Origin of the sequence: Amycolatopsis sp. w19, assembly GCF_051373225.1 — a bacterium.
Classification (GTDB): Bacteria; Actinomycetota; Actinomycetes; order Mycobacteriales; family Pseudonocardiaceae; genus Amycolatopsis; species Amycolatopsis japonica.
Genome location: NZ_JBPQFM010000041.1, coordinates 1 through 16,154, shown reverse-complemented (window position 1 = coordinate 16,154; position 16,154 = coordinate 1). Strand labels below are relative to the sequence as shown.

Annotated in this window: 20 protein-coding genes; 7 read left to right on the top strand and 13 right to left on the bottom strand. The window is 68.7% G+C overall.

Annotation, left to right across the window (positions count from 1 at the left end):
- The first annotated feature begins 133 nt into the window (after nucleotides 1–133).
- The gene (locus ACSMFO_RS38970; protein WP_436462399.1) at nucleotides 134–763 is read left to right on the top strand and encodes a pyridoxamine 5'-phosphate oxidase family protein; all 630 of its coding nucleotides are present in this window, start codon (nucleotides 134–136) and stop codon (nucleotides 761–763) included.
- Between the two features lie 78 nt (nucleotides 764–841).
- On the opposite strand, the gene ACSMFO_RS38965 is transcribed toward ACSMFO_RS38970, so the two are convergent.
- The 3 genes from ACSMFO_RS38965 to ACSMFO_RS38955 all read right to left on the bottom strand — a co-directional run bounded on the left by ACSMFO_RS38965 (nucleotide 842) and on the right by ACSMFO_RS38955 (nucleotide 3,444).
- Nucleotides 842–1,840: an NADP-dependent oxidoreductase gene (locus ACSMFO_RS38965; RefSeq protein ID WP_038520197.1), complete on the bottom strand. Its 999-nt coding sequence runs from the start codon at nucleotides 1,838–1,840 to the stop codon at nucleotides 842–844.
- 99 nt (nucleotides 1,841–1,939) lie between these two features.
- On the bottom strand, nucleotides 1,940–2,374 hold the full coding sequence (locus ACSMFO_RS38960; RefSeq protein ID WP_073846213.1) for an SRPBCC family protein: 435 nt from the start codon (nucleotides 2,372–2,374) through the stop codon (nucleotides 1,940–1,942).
- A 149-nt stretch (nucleotides 2,375–2,523) separates the two neighbouring features.
- Complete coding sequence (locus tag ACSMFO_RS38955) at nucleotides 2,524–3,444, bottom strand: ABC transporter substrate-binding protein (RefSeq protein WP_436462398.1); 921 nt, start codon at nucleotides 3,442–3,444, stop codon at nucleotides 2,524–2,526.
- Nucleotides 3,445–3,593: 149 nt separating this feature from the next.
- Here ACSMFO_RS38955 and ACSMFO_RS38950 point away from each other — a divergent pair, with 149 nt between their 5' ends.
- Together ACSMFO_RS38950 and ACSMFO_RS38945 are read left to right on the top strand one after the other, a co-directional pair.
- Nucleotides 3,594–4,280 (top strand): ABC transporter permease, encoded by a 687-nt coding sequence (locus tag ACSMFO_RS38950; protein ID WP_436462409.1) that lies wholly within the window; start codon nucleotides 3,594–3,596, stop codon nucleotides 4,278–4,280.
- A complete protein-coding gene (locus ACSMFO_RS38945; protein WP_436462397.1) occupies nucleotides 4,277–4,993 on the top strand; it encodes an ABC transporter permease in 717 nt (238 codons plus the stop codon). The genes ACSMFO_RS38950 and ACSMFO_RS38945 overlap by 4 nt, the downstream gene beginning before the upstream one ends.
- On the opposite strand, the gene ACSMFO_RS38940 is transcribed toward ACSMFO_RS38945, so the two are convergent.
- The 5 genes from ACSMFO_RS38940 to ACSMFO_RS38920 all read right to left on the bottom strand — a co-directional run bounded on the left by ACSMFO_RS38940 (nucleotide 4,932) and on the right by ACSMFO_RS38920 (nucleotide 8,407).
- A complete protein-coding gene (locus ACSMFO_RS38940; protein ID WP_436462396.1) occupies nucleotides 4,932–6,383 on the bottom strand; it encodes an aromatic amino acid lyase in 1,452 nt (483 codons plus the stop codon). The two genes, ACSMFO_RS38945 and ACSMFO_RS38940, sit on opposite strands and share 62 nt — an antisense overlap.
- Nucleotides 6,380–6,934 carry a YbaK/EbsC family protein gene (locus ACSMFO_RS38935; RefSeq protein WP_436462395.1) on the bottom strand — a complete coding sequence of 185 codons (555 nt, stop codon included), beginning with the start codon at nucleotides 6,932–6,934 and terminating at the stop codon, nucleotides 6,380–6,382. Before ACSMFO_RS38935 ends, ACSMFO_RS38940 begins: the two co-directional genes overlap by 4 nt.
- A 13-nt stretch (nucleotides 6,935–6,947) precedes the next feature.
- Nucleotides 6,948–7,241 (bottom strand): DUF2516 family protein, encoded by a 294-nt coding sequence (locus ACSMFO_RS38930; RefSeq protein WP_037333051.1) that lies wholly within the window; start codon nucleotides 7,239–7,241, stop codon nucleotides 6,948–6,950.
- A gap of 84 nt (nucleotides 7,242–7,325) precedes the next feature.
- Nucleotides 7,326–7,997, bottom strand: coding sequence for a hypothetical protein (locus ACSMFO_RS38925; RefSeq protein ID WP_436462394.1), 672 nt, complete (start codon nucleotides 7,995–7,997; stop codon nucleotides 7,326–7,328).
- Nucleotides 7,994–8,407, bottom strand: coding sequence for a helix-turn-helix domain-containing protein (locus ACSMFO_RS38920; RefSeq protein ID WP_395867008.1), 414 nt, complete (start codon nucleotides 8,405–8,407; stop codon nucleotides 7,994–7,996). The genes ACSMFO_RS38925 and ACSMFO_RS38920 overlap by 4 nt, the downstream gene beginning before the upstream one ends.
- Before the next feature lie 151 nt (nucleotides 8,408–8,558).
- Between ACSMFO_RS38920 and ACSMFO_RS38915 the strand changes: the two genes are divergently transcribed.
- Complete coding sequence (locus ACSMFO_RS38915) at nucleotides 8,559–9,689, top strand: methyltransferase domain-containing protein (RefSeq protein WP_436462393.1); 1,131 nt, start codon at nucleotides 8,559–8,561, stop codon at nucleotides 9,687–9,689.
- Here ACSMFO_RS38915 and ACSMFO_RS38910 read toward each other — a convergent pair.
- From ACSMFO_RS38910 to ACSMFO_RS38900, 3 genes are read right to left on the bottom strand one after another with little or no spacing between them, the layout of a single operon-like run.
- Nucleotides 9,654–10,310: an AAA family ATPase gene (locus ACSMFO_RS38910; RefSeq protein WP_436462392.1), complete on the bottom strand. Its 657-nt coding sequence runs from the start codon at nucleotides 10,308–10,310 to the stop codon at nucleotides 9,654–9,656. The genes ACSMFO_RS38915 and ACSMFO_RS38910 overlap by 36 nt on opposite strands.
- A gap of 2 nt (nucleotides 10,311–10,312) precedes the next feature.
- Nucleotides 10,313–10,690 (bottom strand): zf-TFIIB domain-containing protein, encoded by a 378-nt coding sequence (locus tag ACSMFO_RS38905; RefSeq protein ID WP_073846206.1) that lies wholly within the window; start codon nucleotides 10,688–10,690, stop codon nucleotides 10,313–10,315.
- A 33-nt stretch (nucleotides 10,691–10,723) separates the two neighbouring features.
- Nucleotides 10,724–11,092 (bottom strand): VOC family protein, encoded by a 369-nt coding sequence (locus tag ACSMFO_RS38900; protein ID WP_016330885.1) that lies wholly within the window; start codon nucleotides 11,090–11,092, stop codon nucleotides 10,724–10,726.
- Between the two features lie 93 nt (nucleotides 11,093–11,185).
- Between ACSMFO_RS38900 and ACSMFO_RS38895 the strand changes: the two genes are divergently transcribed.
- On the top strand, nucleotides 11,186–11,653 hold the full coding sequence (locus ACSMFO_RS38895) for a CGNR zinc finger domain-containing protein (protein WP_043847862.1): 468 nt from the start codon (nucleotides 11,186–11,188) through the stop codon (nucleotides 11,651–11,653).
- 274 nt (nucleotides 11,654–11,927) lie between these two features.
- On the opposite strand, the gene ACSMFO_RS38890 is transcribed toward ACSMFO_RS38895, so the two are convergent.
- Complete coding sequence (locus ACSMFO_RS38890) at nucleotides 11,928–13,226, bottom strand: DUF445 domain-containing protein (RefSeq protein WP_038520225.1); 1,299 nt, start codon at nucleotides 13,224–13,226, stop codon at nucleotides 11,928–11,930.
- A 29-nt stretch (nucleotides 13,227–13,255) separates the two neighbouring features.
- Here ACSMFO_RS38890 and ACSMFO_RS38885 point away from each other — a divergent pair, with 29 nt between their 5' ends.
- Entirely contained in the window at nucleotides 13,256–14,419 is a 1,164-nt protein-coding gene (locus ACSMFO_RS38885; protein ID WP_436462391.1) for a pyridoxal phosphate-dependent aminotransferase, read from the top strand.
- 12 nt (nucleotides 14,420–14,431) lie between these two features.
- Here ACSMFO_RS38885 and ACSMFO_RS38880 read toward each other — a convergent pair whose 3' ends face one another.
- Nucleotides 14,432–14,905: an RNA polymerase sigma factor gene (locus tag ACSMFO_RS38880; RefSeq protein ID WP_038520230.1), complete on the bottom strand. Its 474-nt coding sequence runs from the start codon at nucleotides 14,903–14,905 to the stop codon at nucleotides 14,432–14,434.
- Between the two features lie 365 nt (nucleotides 14,906–15,270).
- On the opposite strand from ACSMFO_RS38880, the gene ACSMFO_RS38875 reads away from it, so the two are divergent.
- Nucleotides 15,271–16,154, top strand: an 884-nt coding sequence (locus ACSMFO_RS38875) for a hypothetical protein (RefSeq protein WP_436462390.1), incomplete at its 3' end; no start/stop codon positions are given.

Below are 16,154 nucleotides of genomic sequence, written 5' to 3'. Positions count from 1 at the left end.
TTCCTGACGGTGCGGGCGGGTCGGCCTCGTACCGGGTCGTACTCGGCCGAGCCCGCCCGTGCCGTCAGGGAGCGCCTGGGCGCGAAGACCGCGGACAGACCCACAGGACAGCGCCTAGTGGTTCACTGTCGCTATGGGGACCTCAGAGATCAAGGCGATCGAGACGCTCGAAGCGCTGCGTGAGCACCTCGGCCACCCGGCCGAGCGGACCAAGGGGAAGATCATCCCCTTCCTCGATCCGCACGCGCGCACGCTGATCGAGCACTCGCCGTTCTACCTGCTGGCGACGGCGTCGGCCGACGGGACCTGTGACGTCTCGCCGCGCGGCGACCCCGCCGGTTCCGTGAAGGTGCTCGACGACAAGACGCTGGTGCTGGCGGACCGGCCGGGCAACAAACTGCTCGACAGCCAGACCAACATCCTCGAGAACCCGCACGCCGGGCTGCTGTTCCTGATCCCGGGGATGAACGAGACGCTGCGGATCAACGGCCGCGCGAAACTGGTCGCGGACGCGCCGTTCTTCGACGACCTCGTGGTCAAGGGGAAGCGGCCGGCGCTGGCGATCCTGGTCGAGGTCGAAGAGCTGTACATGCACTGCGCCAAGGCTTTCCTGCGGTCGTCGCTGTGGAAGCCGGAGACGTGGCCGGAGCGGTCCAGCCTGCCGACTGCGGGCCAGATCTTCCGTGACCAGATGAAGCTGGACATGTCGGCGGAGGCGCTCGATGCGGCGCTGACCGAAGGCGCGCTCACGACGCAGTACTGAGCCCCCACACGCGCTATGAAAGGTCCTTTCCTTGCAAATTTTGCAAGGAAAGGACCTTTCATAGCATCGGGAGGCGGGTCAGACGCGGACCAGCATCTTGCCGGTGTTCGCGCCGCCCAACAGGTCCAGGAACGCCTGCGGCGCGTTGCGGATACCGTCCACAATGGTCTCCGAGTACTTCAGCCGCCCGGAGGCCACCAGCGGAGCGACCTCCTGCACGAACTGCGGCTGCAGCGCGTAGTGGTCACCGACCAGCATGCCGCGCATGGTGAACCGCTTCGCGATGATCGACGCGAGGTTGCGCGGCGCCGCGGCCGGTTCGGTGTTGTTGTAGACCGAGATCATCCCGCAGATCGCCATGCGGCCGTGCAGGTTGATCGAGTCGATGGCCGCTTCGAGGTGCTCGCCGCCGACGTTGTCGAAGTACACGTCGATACCTTCGGGCGCCGCCGCGCGCAGCTGCTCGATCACCGGGGCGTCCTTGTAGTTGAACGCCGCGTCGAAGCCCAGCTCGTCGGTCAGCCATTTGACCTTGTCGTCCGTGCCCGCGCTGCCGATGACCCGCTTCGCGCCCTTCAGCTTCGCCAGCTGGCCGACGACCGACCCGACGGCACCCGCCGCGCCGGACACGAAGACGGTGTCGCCCTCCTTGAACTCCGCGACCTCCAGCAGCCCGGCGTACGCGGTGAGCCCGGTCATGCCGAGGACGCCGAGGTACGCCGTGATCGGGGCGGCCTCCGGGTCGACCTTCACCGCGTGCTTCGCGGCGACGACGGCGTGCGAACGCCAGCCGAGGCCGTGCAACACGATGTCACCGGGCTTGAAATCGTCCACGGTGGACTCGATCACCTCGCCGACGGCGCCGCCGTGCATCACCTTGCCGACCTCGTACGGCTCGGCGTAGGACTTCGCGCTGCTCATCCGGCCGCGCATGTACGGATCCACGCTCAGCACCTGGTTGCGGACCAGGATCTGCCCTTCGCCCGGCACCGGGATCTCGACGTCGGCGATCTCGAAATTCTCCAGCGTCGGAACACCGTGCGGACGGGAGGCGAGCCGGATCTCGGTTGCGTTCACGAGGTAACTCCAAGTCTGTTGCCGAAGCGGGGCGGTCGCCCCGTATTCACGACGGGTACAACGAGCTAACCGGGGCGCCCATTCCGATTGTGGCGAGGGCTACACGACCTCGGCGAGCTTGCCGAGCACACCCTCGTAGATCCGCTTGAGCCCACCGGGCGCGAAGGTCTTCTCGAAGAAGCCGCCGATGCCGCCCGCGCCGTCCCAGGTGGTCTCGATGCGGACGAGGCTGCCGTCCGGCACCTCGCGGACGGTCCAGGTGGTGACCATGCTGGAGTTCGCGTCGGTCTCGACGAGGGTGCCTTCGGACGGCTCGGTCACCGTCGCGGCGACGTCACGCACACGCTTCGACGTGGCCTGCAGCTTCCAGCGCGCCTTCGTGCCCGCGCCGACGCCGCCTTCCGTGACCTCGTAGTCGCGGTAGTGCTCCGTCAGCAGCTTCGGCCGGGTTTCGGCGTAGTCCGCGACGAGCGCCCTGACCTTGTCCGCCGGCGCCTCGATGGTGCGCTCCGCGACGGCCGTGACCTTTCCCATCCCACTCCCTTTCACCCGTGTGGCAAGACAGCGTCCACGATTCCACCGCTGCCCGCGAGGGGAACGAGCGGCCCCTGCCCGGATGCAAGGAAAGGTCCTTTCCTCGCAAAATTTGCAAGGAAAGGACCTTTCATGGCACGCGAAGGGGGCTAGATGAGCGACTTCTCCTTCAGCCAGTCCTTCGCGACGTCGGCCGGCTTCTCGCCGTCCGAGTCGACGCGCTTGTTCAGCTCACGCAGCTGCACGGTGTCGAGGGCCTTGCTCACGGCGTTGACGGCGGCCGCGAAGTCGGCGCCGCGCTCGTCGAGGACCTTCTTGTTCACCGCGGGCACGACGTTCTCGGTCGGCACGATGGCGAGGTCGTCCTCCAGCGCCACGAACTGCGGGTCGCCCACGAGCGGGCTCACCGAGTCGACCGGGATGACGGTGACCTTGCCGGACCGCAGCTGTTCGACGCGCGGGCCCGCCTCCTGCACCGTCTGGAACGTGGCCTTCAGCTTGTAGACGTCGGTGAAGCCCTTGAAGCAGGGAAGCCGCTCCGCGCACTCCGGCGCGCCGGCGACGACGACGTTGTCGATCTTGGACAGATCGCTGATCTTCGCCAGCCCCTTCTCCTTGGCGAGATCGGCCTTCACGATGTAGGTGTTCTTGTTCTCCGCCGGCGAGTAGTCCAGCAGGCCGATGCCGTCCGGCTCGAACAGCTTCTTGAGCTGCTCGTGCTCGCCCGCCGCGTCCTTCGGGGCTTCCTTGCCGTATCCGGTGGTGATGGCGGCGCCCTGGTACTCCGGGATGAACTGGAGTTCGCCGGATTTCAGCGCCGGGTAGATCAGCTCGCGCGAAGCGACGTTGAGCTTGCGTGTGATCGGGTAACCCTTGGCCTCCAACGCGTTCGCGTACAGCTCGGCGAGGATCACGCTGTCGGTGAAGTTGAAGGAGGCGACCACGATCGGCGCTCCGCCCTTGCTCTGCGCGGCCGGGGCCGTCGCGTCGCCTCCGCCCCCACAGGCGGTCATACCGAGGATGGCGGCGGCGAGCACCGCGCCCACTCGAACATTCCGTGTCCAGCGCACGTGCACACTCCTATGACTCGTTCAGAGGAATGAACCGTATCCCCGGGTCACGACAGAATCCACATTTTGAGAGTTGCACCCCTTGCGCTCCCAGAGAACGGAATCCGGCGCCCCGAACGGGGTAAGGTCGGCCGGTGCGAGCCTCCTCCGTGTTCCCCGTACCCGCCCAGGGCGGGCGGCCGCTCTTCGAGTGGCGCTGGGTGGACCGCCATCTCGACGAGATCTTCGAGCGGCTCGGTGAGCACATCGTCCTGACCGCGGCGGCGCTCGCCATCGGACTGGTGGTGTCGATCGGTGTTTCCGCGATTTCGCTGCGTCGCCGGTGGTTCTACGTCATCGCGTTGAGCACGGCCGGTTCGCTGTACGTCATCCCGAGCCTCGGCGCCTTCGCCGTCCTGGTTCCCTTCACCGGCCTGACGTCCTTCACCACAGCGGTGATCCCGTTGGCGACGTACACGTTGCTCATCCTGATCCGCAACATCGTCACCGGCGTCGAACAGGTACCCAAGGAAGTCCGCGAAGCCGCGATAGGCATGGGTTTCACCCGTTCGCGGTTGCTGTGGCAGGTCGAACTCCCGCTCGCGCTGCCGGTGGTGATCGCGGGTCTGCGGGTCGCGGCGGTGACCACGATCGGGCTCGTGACGGTGACCTCCATGCTCGGCAAGGGCGGCCTGGGGTACTTCATCCGCAACGGCATCCAGACCGCGACACCGAATCCGACGTCGATCATCGTCGGTGTCGGGCTTTCCGTGATGCTGGCCGTGGTGGTGGATCTGCTGCTGTGGCTCGGTGGGCGCGCGCTCGCGCCGTGGTCGCGGAAGGCGGCGTCGCGATGAGCATCATCGACCAGACCATCGAGTGGTTCGGCGAGCCGAACCGCTGGAGCTGGACCGATCCGGCGGGCGTGCCGTACCGGACGGTCGAGCATCTCCAGTTCTCCTTGCTGGCACTGGCGATCTCGGCCGTGCTGACGATCCCGCCCGCGTTGTGGCTGGCGCACTACCGCCGCGCGCAGTTCCTCGCGACCAGCGCTGTGAACATCGGCCGCGCGATCCCCAGCTTCGGGCTGGTGATCCTGTTCTGGTTCCTGGCTTCCCGGCTCGAAGTCGACACGACCTTCTGGCCGTTGATGCTCGCGCTGGTGGCCTTGGCATTGCCACCGTTGTTCACCAACACCTACGCGGGCGTCATCCAGCTGGAGCAGGAAACCGTCGACGCCGCGCGCGGAACCGGCTACCGCGAGTGGCAGATCATGCTGCGCCTGGAGTTGCCGCTCGCGTCACCGGTCATCCTCGCGGGTGCCCGCGTCGCGTTCCTGCAACTGGTGGCGACGGTCGCGATCGGCGCGATCGTCAACGACGGCGGCGGGCTCGGACGGTACATTGTGGACGGTTTCGCCCTCGGGGAGCCCGGCCACGGCGAGATCCTGGCGGGCGGTATCGCCGTCGTCGTACTGGCGTTGGTGTGCGAAGGGGTTTTCGCGCTCGTCACGCGTTGGGTGACCCCTCGCGGGCTGGCGATCCAGTCCCGCGCGGAAACCCGTTCCTGAGCGCCGAAACCACCGTCGTGACCGCCGGGCCCAACGCCCGGTCCTCCACGACGGGCGGTACCAGCTCCCGCAGCCGCTCGTAGGTCGCGCGCAGCTCCGGCGCCCCGTCCCCGGACGCCAGCCACCGCGCCTGCGAACCCGTGATCAGCTCGCAGGCCGTGATGGCGAACATCCGCGCACAGGCGTCACGGAGCTGGTTCCCCGCCGCCCAGGCGAACGCCTGCACGTCCTCCTGCCCACCGGAAGTGTCGAGGGAACCCAAGGTCGCGGGCGTGGCCAGCCGCCGCAGCGCGTGCAGCTCCCCCACCGCGCGTTTGTGCAATGGGACCAGCCCAGCCTGTGGCCCCGGTTCCACCGCGAGCTGCGCGGGCAGACCGCTGAACCGCTCGTCGAGCAGCCGGTGCGTCCGCTGCACGCTCACTTCGCCGAGATGCACCAGCGCCGCCGTCACCGCGTCCATCCGCAGCCCGAGTTCGACGGCGTGGAACCCGGTCGTGGACACGAATTCGCCGTCGAGCAGCACGGGTGAATCGGTCGGCATCGAGCGCCCGAGCACCTCGTCCAGCTCGGCGGCGACCCGCGTCAGATGCGCGAGCGCGCGCGGAGCCACCCGCACGGAAACGGGCGCCTGCACGACCGGCCGTTCGACGGCACCTCGGATCAGATCGTTCATTTCGCGCAAGACCGAACGCAGCACCTCGTCGTCTCCCGCCAGCGCGGGGCGATAGATCCCTTGCGGCGCACCGAGAACGTCGATCGCGATCGCGGCGGCGAGTGCCTGAAGGTCCACCACCTGCCGGACCTCGGTCCGACCGAAAGCGGCGAGCGTCTCCGCCAGCGGCGAGCCCTGGATGAGGGTCGCGGCCTCCTTGAGACCGGGCTCGTACGGCTCCGCCAGCACCTCCGACGCGGGTGTCTCGACGCCGTCCACCAGCACGGTCCCGACACCGAGAAAGGTCTGAAAGGCATGCGCCAGCGGGATGATCTCGCCGGCGCTACCCAGCCCCGTCCGCGGCACGGCGGGCGTGAACCCCTCGTTCAGCCGGTCGACGAGGAACGTCACCAGCTCCGGACTGGCGCCGGCTTCGGGTGCGAGCAGATCCCGCAGGCGCACCAGCAGCAGCCAGCGCACTTCCTCGGCCGAGAGCCAGGGCGGTCCGCCGACGGCACGGCCGATCAGCAGGTTCCGCTGGTACGCGTTCGACGCGGGCGCGGCGACCCCCGCGAGCCGCCCCATGCCGGTGTTCACGCCGTAGACGGGGCGCTCATCCAACGCGGCGAGGACTCGGGCGCGGTTCTCGCCGAGCCTCGCCGGCAACGCGGGATCGATTTCGAGGGCCTCTGCCTCGAAGGCCGAGGCCAGCGGAAAGTCCTTTGTGGACAGCCTCACTCGACGGGGCGCGCGAGCCCGTCGATCACCTCGGCGCCGGGCAGGGACGCGAGGACCGGGCCCGGGATCAGCAGCTTGCCGCCGCGGATACCGCTGCCGATGACCAGTTCGGGTTCGTCGGCGACGCGCTGGTCGATCAGGATCGGCCACTCCGCGGGCAGGCCGACCGGCGTGATGCCGCCGTACTCCATTCCGGTGAGCGAGACGGCCTCGTCCATCGGGGCGAAGGAGGCCTTGCGCACGTCGAGACGGCGTTTGATCACGCCGTTCACGTCGGCGCGGGTGGTGGCGAGGATCATCGCGGCGGCGAAGCGGACTTCACCGGCGCGTTTGCCGGCGACAACGACGCAGTTCGCGGACGCGGAAAGCGGTGAGCCGTACGCCTCGCAGAAGGCGGCGGTGTCGGCCAGCTCGGCGTCGATCTCGACGACGCCGACGGCGTCCGGATCGGGCAGGGCGGCGAGTGCCTTCGCGACGGGCTCGGCGAGCAGATCCGTGCGGGTGAGGGCGGGGACGACGGTGAGGGTTCCGGCGATGGTCCAGGTGGTCACCCGGCCACCTTAATCACCAGTTACGGCCGCCGCGCTGGACCTCGATGAGCTTGGGGCGGACGTCCACGAGGTAGACCAGGACCGCGACCAGCGCGGGCAGCCACAGGATCATGCCGCCGCCGTAGAACTGGAAGAACGTCAGCACCACGGTGGCCCCGCCGGTGATGAGCATCCAGATGGGTTTGGTCTTCCGATCGGCGGCCGAATACGCGTCCGCACGCTGCAACAGCGCATGCACGAACGCGAACAGCCCCGTCAGCGCGCCGCCCCAATGGATGGCGATGAGGATCCAGTTGGCAACGAACACGGACTCAGCTTACGTCAAACCGGGCGAATGACCCGGGCCCCCGGCACCGAAGCGGTGCCAGGGGCCCTGGAATTCACGCGGACCTTACTTCTCGGTGGTCTTCGGCGCGGTGGCCGGCTTCTTGGCGGCCGGGCTGGTGGTGCGGCGCGCGGTGGTCGTGGTCTTCGGCGCGGTCTTGTTGGCGACCTTGCGCGAAGCCGAGCGGGTCTCGTGCGCGAGGTCGTCGCCGATCTCCTCGACCTCGTCGGCGATCTCGCCGGCGACCTCGGTCACCTTGCGGGCGGTCTTCTCGCCGACGGAGCGGGTGCCCTTGGTGACCTTGCCGAGCACGGTGTCGATGCGCTCGCGGGCGTCGGTGGTCGCACCCTCGACGCGGTCCTGCGCGGTGCTGATCGCGTCCTCGAGCTGCTCGATGGCCTTCTTGACCTGCGGCTGCGCGGCGATCTTGTCCCACGCCTGCTCACCGGACTCGGCCAGCTTGTTGTACAGCTTCAGCGCGGCCTCGGTGTAGTCGTCGATGACCTTGCGCAGCTCGGCCGGGTCCAGCTTCTCGCGGAGACCCTCGACGTCGTGCGGGAGCTCTTCGATGTTCTTGCGGGCGGTCTCGCCGCCCTCGACGACCTTCTCCTTGGCCTTCGACACGGCGTCGACGACGGCCTGTCCGGCCAGGTTGCCGGCACCCAGGGCGGCCAGCAGCGGCGTGCGGACCTGGTCGAGGGCGGTGTGCTTGCGTTCGGTCTTGGTGGCCGTGGTCATGCTGACTCCTTGGTTTCTGAGACTTGGTCTTCTGTTTTCGCCTGGGCCGCCTGCTCGGGTTTCGCGGCGGCGTTCTCGCGGCGGAACGATTCGTAGACGTCGAGCAGGACCTGCTTCTGCCGTTCGGTCAGCTCGGTGTCGGCGCGGATCGCGTCGCCGACCGGGCCGCCCGTCGGCAGATCGAGGATTCCCGCTTGCACGTAGAGCGCCTCGGCCGAGATACGCAGGCCCTTGGCGATCTGCTGCAGGATCTCCGCGCTGGGTTTGCGGACCCCGCGCTCGATCTGGCTCAGGTACGGATTGGACACGCCGGCGAGTTTCGACAGCTGCCGCAAGGAGATCTTCGCGTTGCTGCGCTGCTGGCGGATGTACTCGCCGATGTCGGAAGCGATGTCCGCGACCTTCTCCATCGGTCCGCCCGATGTGGGCTGATCCCGGTCGGTGTCTGACATCGGTCACCTCCTCGCGACGTCTTCAACGCTACGCCCGAGTGCTAGCAATTGCAAGCACTCTGCTTGCAACCATCGGGTGTGTTGGTGCTCACCCGGCTACCGTGGAGGGATGTCGAACGCCACGCGGCTGCGGCGGCGCCTCGTCGAGCATCTGCTCGCCGAGGGCGTGCTGCACGACGCGCGCTGGATGACCGCGTTCCGCTCCGTGCCGAGACACGTCTTCCTGCCGCGGTTCTTCGTCCCGGCGGCGAACGGCTGGGCCGCGGTCGAACACGGCGACGACCAGTGGCTCAAACGCGTCTATTCCCCCGATGTGCTGGTCGTGCAGCTGGACGACGACTCCGGGCTTTGGGAAAGGGCGCGATATCTCGGCGCGCAGCCGGGAACGCCGACGAGTTCGTCCAGCCAGCCGTCGATCATGGCGATCATGCTCGAAGAGCTCCGGGTCGCCGACGGGAATCGCGTACTGGAGATCGGCACGGGCACCGGGTACAACACCGCGTTGCTGTGCCACCGGCTCGGCGCCGGGCTCGTGTACACGGTGGACATCGACCCGGAACTCGTCGACGCCGCACGCAAACGGCTCGCGGAAATCGGATACGTGCCTTCGTGCGCGGCGGCCGACGGCGCCGAGGGCTTCCCGGCGGGAGTGCTCTACGACCGGGTGATCTGCACCTGTTCGGTGTCGTCGATCCCACCCGCGTGGCTGGCGCAGACGATGCCCGGCGGGCTGATCGTCACCACGCTGAACCGGCCGATCGGCGGCGGGCTCGTCCGGATCGTCGCGGGCGAAGGCGCGACGGGGCACGGGCGGGTGCTCGCACGCGACGGGCGCTTCATGCCGCTTCGCGCGCATCGGTTCAAGCAGTCGAAGCTGCCGGACGGCGACGTCACCTGGCGGCCGACCCGGCTGCCGATGGGGGTGCTCACCGAGGTCCGCAGCCGGTTCGAGTTCTTCGCCGGGCTCTGCCTCCCGGGCGTGACGGCCTCGCGGGACGGCCGGCGCACCGCTCTGGTTCATCCGGACGGCTCGTGGATGCGCCATCGGCAGGGGGGCGACGGGTTCGAAGTGGCCGAAGGCGGCCCGCGGAGGCTGTGGGAGGTCGTCGAAGCCGCCTACGAGGACTGGATCGACCTCGGCCAGCCCGGGCGGGACCGGTTCGGGCTCAGCCTCGACGGGGAAGAACAGGTGATCTGGCTGGATTCACCCGATGGCCGCACTTGGCCGTTGGGCTCCTGAAAGCAGGCCGCGCACCCACTTCTCGACATGGTCGACGGCGTCTTCGACCGGGATGTGGGTGGTGTCGAACAGCTCGACCGGCGGCTGCATCGCGGGCGCTTCCGCTTGCAGCCACTCGTTGAACTCCAGCATCTCCTCGACCCGCTCCTCGTCCCACTCGCGCCAGGCGGGCCGCGCGAGCAAACGCTTGCGCAACGCGTCGGGCTCGCTGACGAGCGCCAGGTAGTGGACGTCGGAGAAGAAGACGCGCTCGGGCAGCCGCTCGAACTCGGGCGGCGCGACCGTGCCGCACAGGACGACCGGCCGCCCGTTCTGGTGCAGCATCGCCGCCATCCGCAGCCAGGTCGAGCGGAACGCGGGATGGCCGGGGACGTCGTCGCGCAACGCCCCGGTCCACAGCACGTCCTGTTCGACCACGAGCGCGAGATCGCCGAGCCGTCGCGCCAGGAGCGGCCCGACCGTCGACTTGCCCGCGCCGCTCGGCCCGGTCAGCGCGAAGAGCGGGAGCCGCCGGAACGGCCACCGGTGCGCGCACACCGCGCACACCAGCAGCCCGCTCTCGACTCGTGGCCGTTCGGCGCGATCGCCGCAGGCCGGGCAGATCTTGAGATCGAGGACCACGGTCAGTCGAAGAGGCCCTCGAGGAAGCCACCCTTACGACGCTTGTGGCCGTATCCGTGCGGAGAGTCCGCGTATCCGCCGCGGTACCCCTTGGGCGAGTCCGAGTACCCACCCCGGTAGCCCTTCGGCGAGTCGGCGTAGCCCCCACGGTGCGGGCGCGGCGAGTCCGGACGGCCGTAATGCGGCGCCGGCGCGTGCCCACCTCCCTGATACGGCGGGGGCTGGTGCCCGCCGCCGCCGTAGTACGACGTCTCGGCGTTGGTGATGGCTTCCAGCTCACCCCGGTCCAGGAAGATGCCGCGGCATCCCTGGCACTGGTCGATGTGGATGCCGTTCTTGTCGACGGTCTTCATGGCGTTCTGGCACTTCGGACAAATCACGTATCAGAGATTACGCATTTTTGGCCCGCGAGGTCAGCAGGCGCACAGACAAAACGGGTGCCCGACCGGATCCGCGTAGACCCTGAAGGTCTCCGGCGAGTCGTCGAGCAGCTTCGCGCCGATCGCCAGCGCGCGCTCGTGCGCGGCCTCCATGTCGGTGACGTCGAGGTCGATGTGGGCCTGCTGCGGGTTCTCGGCGGACGGCCACGCGGGCGGCCGGTAGTCCGGCACGCGCTGGAACGAGAACCGCGCGCCGCCCTCCGGGTTCCGCAGGGTCACCCAATGGCCGTCTTCGGCGACTTCGGCCGCCTTCCAGTCGAGCAGCTCGCGGTAGAACTCCGCCAGCGCGACCGGATCCGGGCAGTCGAGCGCCACCGCGCCGAAGGTCGGTACCGCACCCATGGTTCAGCCTCCAGAATGATCGAGTAACCAGTGAAACGAGTATGAGGGTTATCAAAGCCGATGACAACCGGTCTCGCCCGTACACTGGGCGGGGTGAACACCGACGCGTCCCTGGTGGTCGAGTTTCTGAACACGGTGAACGTCGAACGCGGCACCGACCTCCTGGACGAGCTGGAGTCCTGGCAACGTTGGGCCCGCGATCACCGGCTGCGAGCGGATACCCCCGCGGCCGCGCGCGAAACGCGGGACGCGCTGCGGGCCGCGATCGGCGATCCGCGACTCCCCCGGCTCGGCCTGCGCGCCCCGGCGGAGATCGTCCTCGGCGCCGAAGGTCCGCTCCTGGTCTCGGAAACGGTCTGCGAGGCGGTACTGGCGGCGTCGACCCGGCTGACCGTGCTGGGCGAATGGATCCGGCTCAAGATCTGCCCGGCGGACGACTGCCTGTGGGCGTTCTACGACGAATCCCGGAACCGGTCGAGGACGTGGTGCTCGATGCGGGCCTGCGGGAACCGGGAGAAGGCCCGGGCCTGGCGGGCCCGGACGGCGGACGTCTCTACCTGAGTACCCCACGTGGGCTGAAAGCGTCCTTCACCGCATCTCACGCGGCGAAGGACGCTTTCGTCGCATCGCATGCGGTGAAAGCGTCCTTCAGCTCCGCCGAGCGGACATCGCCGCGACCACAACTTCTGGTGTCACCCACCCCCGAGTTACCCCCAGGGGTTGTGCACACCGTTAGGCCAAAAACGTGAAAAGCTGTGGATAACCCTGGGGATGACTCCACTTCCTGTGGACAACTCCCGGTGCGGCCTCCGGAGTGTGGTATACGCGCGGCTGCTCAGAAGAGCAGCTGCGCGACCGCGTAGATCACCAGGCCGGCGAGCGCGCCGACCACCGTGCCGTTGATCCGGATGAACTGCAGATCCCGGCCCACCTGGAGTTCGATCTTGCGCGAGGTCTCCTCGGCGTCCCAGCGCTCCACCGTGTCCGTGATGATCGTGGTGATCTCCTGGGAGTAGTGGGTGACGACGTAGGCCGCCGCACCTTCCACCCAGGTGTCCACTTTGGACCGGATGTGGTCGTCGGAGACCAGCCGCTCCCCGAGCGTTTCGAGGCCCGTGCGCACGCGGCGCCTCAGCTCGCTCGACGGGTCCTCGGCGGCGTTGAGCAGCATCTCCTTCGCCGTCGCCCACGCCGAACCGATCAGCTTCTGCACCTCGTCGTGCCCCAGCATCTGGGACTTGACCTGCTCGGCGCGCGCCATCACCTCGGGATCGGTCTGCAGATCCTGGGCGAACTCGCCGAGGAACTTGTCCAGCGCCAGCCGCATGGGGTGGTTGACGTCGGTCTTCACCGCCCAGACGAACGACAGCACCTCGCCGTAGACCTTGTCCGCGAGCATCTCGTCGACGAATTTCGGCGACCAGCTCGGCGCCCGGTCCGAGACCACGCGCAGCATCGTCGAGTGGTTGTCCCGCACCCACTCGTAGCCGCGGTCGCACATCAGGTCCACCAGCTTGTGATGCGCCCCGTCGGCGAACACGCCCTCCAGGATCTTGCCGAGCGGCGGACCCCACGGCTTGTCCACGATCCGCTTGACCACGGCCTGTTCCATGATCGCCTGGACGTCCTCGTCGCGGAGCACCCTGACCGCCGCCCGCACGACGGTGGCCAGCTCGGACGTCACACGTTCGGCGTTGGCGGGTTGCGAGAGCCAGCCGCCGAGCCGCTTCGAGACCTCGACCCGGCTCAGCTTCTCGCGGACCACGGACTCGGACAGGAAGTTCGAGCCGACGAAGTCACCGAGGCTGCTGCCCAGCGCGTCCTTCTTGTTCGGGATGATCGCGGTGTGCGGGATCTTGATCCGCAGCGGATGCCGGAACAGCGCCGTCACCGCGAACCAGTCGGCGAGCGCGCCGACCATCCCGGCCTCGGCGGCAGCGCGGACGTAACCGACCCAGGCGGGCCAGCCGGCGGCCTCGGCCCAGCTGGTCAGCAGGAAGATCACCGTCGCGCCGAGCAGGAACGACAGCGCGACCATCTTCATCTTGCGCAGGCCGCGGCGCTTCTCCTCCTCGGCGGCGGTTCCACCGGGCGGATCGGCTGGGGTCACCTTGGCGGGCGTCAGTTGCTCCACACCGCCATTGTCCGTGAGGATGGCTGATCGTGCGCGAACCTGTCCTCGTACCCCGCCTCCAGCCCTTCACGTCGACCATCTTCGCGGAGATGACGGCACTCGCCGTCCGACACGAAGCCGTCAACCTCGGCCAGGGATTCCCCGACACCGACGGTCCCGCCGGAATGCTCGACGCCGCCAAGAACGCGCTGTTCGGGGGTGCGAACCAGTACCCGCCGGGCCCGGGGCGGCCCGAGCTGCGCGCGGCCATCGCGCGGCATCGCCGCCGCTACGGCGTCGACTACGACCCCGACACGGAGATCCTGGTCACCGCCGGGGCCACCGAGGCCATCGCGGCGTCGCTGATCGCGCTCACGCAGGCGGGTGACGAGGTCATCGTCATCGAGCCGTACTACGACTCGTACGCGGCCGCGGTCGCCATGGCGGGCGCGGAGCGGCGGGTCGTCGGGCTGGTGGAACGCGACGGCCGGTTCGCACTGGACGTCGAGGGCCTGCGCGTCGCGGTGACCGGCCGGACCAGGGCGATCCTGATCAACTCGCCGCACAACCCGACCGGCACGGTGTTCACGCGCGCCGAGCTGGAAGCCGTCGCCGCGCTCTGCGTGGAGCACGACCTGATCGCGATCACCGACGAGGTGTACGAGCACCTCGTGTTCGACGACGCCGAGCATCTCCCACTCGCGACCTTCCCCGGTATGCGCGATCGCACCGTGTCGATCTCCAGCGCGGGCAAGACCTTCAACTGCACGGGCTGGAAGATCGGCTGGGTCTGCGCGAGCCCCGAACTGGTCGCGGCGGTGAAGGCGGCGAAGCAGTTCATCACCTTCGTCTCGGGCGGCCCGTTCCAGCCCGCCGTCGCCCACGCGCTGGACCACGAGCTGCCGTGGGCCGAGGAGCTGCGCACGAGCCTCCAGGGCAAACGGGACCGGCTCGCGGCAGGCCTCGCGGAGGCGGGTTTCGCGGTGCGGCCGACCGCCGGGACCTACTTCGTCTGCGTCGACGTCCGCCCGCTCGGCTTCGACGACGCCGCGGAACTGGCCTGGGAACTCCCCGAACGGGTGGGCGTGGCTGCCGTGCCCGTAAAGGTGTTCACCGATCACCCGGAAGAGTGGAAACACCTTCTGCGCTTCGCGTTCTGCAAACGCAACGAGGTCATCGACGAAGCCGTCACCCGGTTGCGCAAACTGCGATGACCCCTCCGATGTTCACGCCCAGCCGCCTTTTTCGAGTGCGCGTCTGAGCCGGTCCAAACACCGTCTTCGAAGCCTGCCGACACTGGCCGGACTGATGCCCAGCTCCCCCGCGATCTGGGCGTAGGACAGCTCCGGCCGGTGCGCGAGGAGCCGCACGAGCCGTCGATGCGAATCCGGCAGGCGATCGACCGCCGCCCAGAGCGCGCGGTCCCGTTCGGCGCGGACGACCTCGGCCTCCGGGGTCGTCTCCGCGCCGGGCAGCGGACGCGGCGTTTCGCGCCTGTTCCTGGTGATCATCCGGAGCGCGCGACGCCGCGCCGTGGTCGTCAGCCAAGCCCCGAGTTTCGCTTCGTCGCGTAGCGCGCCGGGCACGCGAAGCAGTTCCAGCCAAGCCTCCTGACAGATGTCCTTGGCGTCGGCTTCGCTCAGCCGGTAGGCCTTCAGCGCCTTGAGCACCGCCGCCGACACGGCGTTCACGTCCCACATCCCGGACCCTCCCCTCCCGGCGGCTTGCGTCCGCCGTACCGATCACCGAACGCGACTTTGACGGCACACACCGCATCCGGGATCCGGAAAAGGTCAGGTCACCGAGGATTTGAGTAGTTCCACCCGTCCCCGGATGGCCGCCGGGCACATACCGAGAGTGATCAACTTCGGTACTCCAGGCACCGGAGCCGGTTGCGTCGTTCCGCCTAACGGGCTGGATCGACGGCGGCTGAGGTGAAACACTCCCCTCCGGTGCTAAAACTGGTGCAGCCCCGGGGGAACTGCGACCTGACCGGAAGAGACCCCAAGAAAGATCGAACTCACGCGGAAAACGTGGGTTTCAGGCGCGGACGGTGGTGATTGCTGTGAGTGGTGCGGCAGTCGTGCGCCGTCACGACCTCACCTCCCGCAAGACCGGCATGCGAATTCTTTTCGCGGGCGGGCTCGCGCTCACCGGCTGGCTCCTCGGCGCCGTTTTGAGCACCCCGGCTTCGGCCGAGGAACGGCTTCCCGTGACGCCGGAGACCTCCGTGGTCCAGCCCGCGGACGAAGCGGGATCCGGGAAATCGACTACTCCGAACGAGTCCACTTCGGACTCCGCCGCGACCGAAACCACGAAACCCGCTGAGCCCACCGAAACCTCGAAGGAGCCCGCTCCCGTCGTGAGCGAGGAGCCCGAGGCCACTGTGGAGGAAGAGACCGTTTCGAGTACGAGTTCCGTCGAGAAGACCTCTTCTCCGGAGCCGGAAACGAAGACCGCGAAGCCCCAGGCGTCCAACGGTTTGCTGGGCGGCCTCATCGGTGGCGTGCTGAACGTCGTCACGACCACGGTCGGCGGCGTCGTCGAAACCGTCGGCGGGGTCGTCGGTGTCGTCGATGGAATCGGCGACCAGGTCGTCGCGCCGATCATCACGCCGAATCCGTGCTGCACCGGGGGCGCCCCGTCGATCCTGCCGGGCACCGGCGACATGCTCGACCCCGTCTTCGGTGGCGGCTCGGGTGAATCGGCGAGTGGCTCGGTCACCATCGCCGTCCCGGCGAAGGCCGTCACTCCGGACGCGCCCGCCACGCCGGACCCGCGTCCGCTCGTCCCCGCCGAAACCCCCGTTCCGGCCGCGGCGAGCCAGAACCACCGCGTCACGCTGCCCGTCCGGATCCAGCACGACGCCAAGCCCGCTCCGGCCGCGCCCGCCGAGTCCGACACGCACGCGTCCCGGGACGGCGGCGGCTCGGGCGGCGGCGGTGGCCT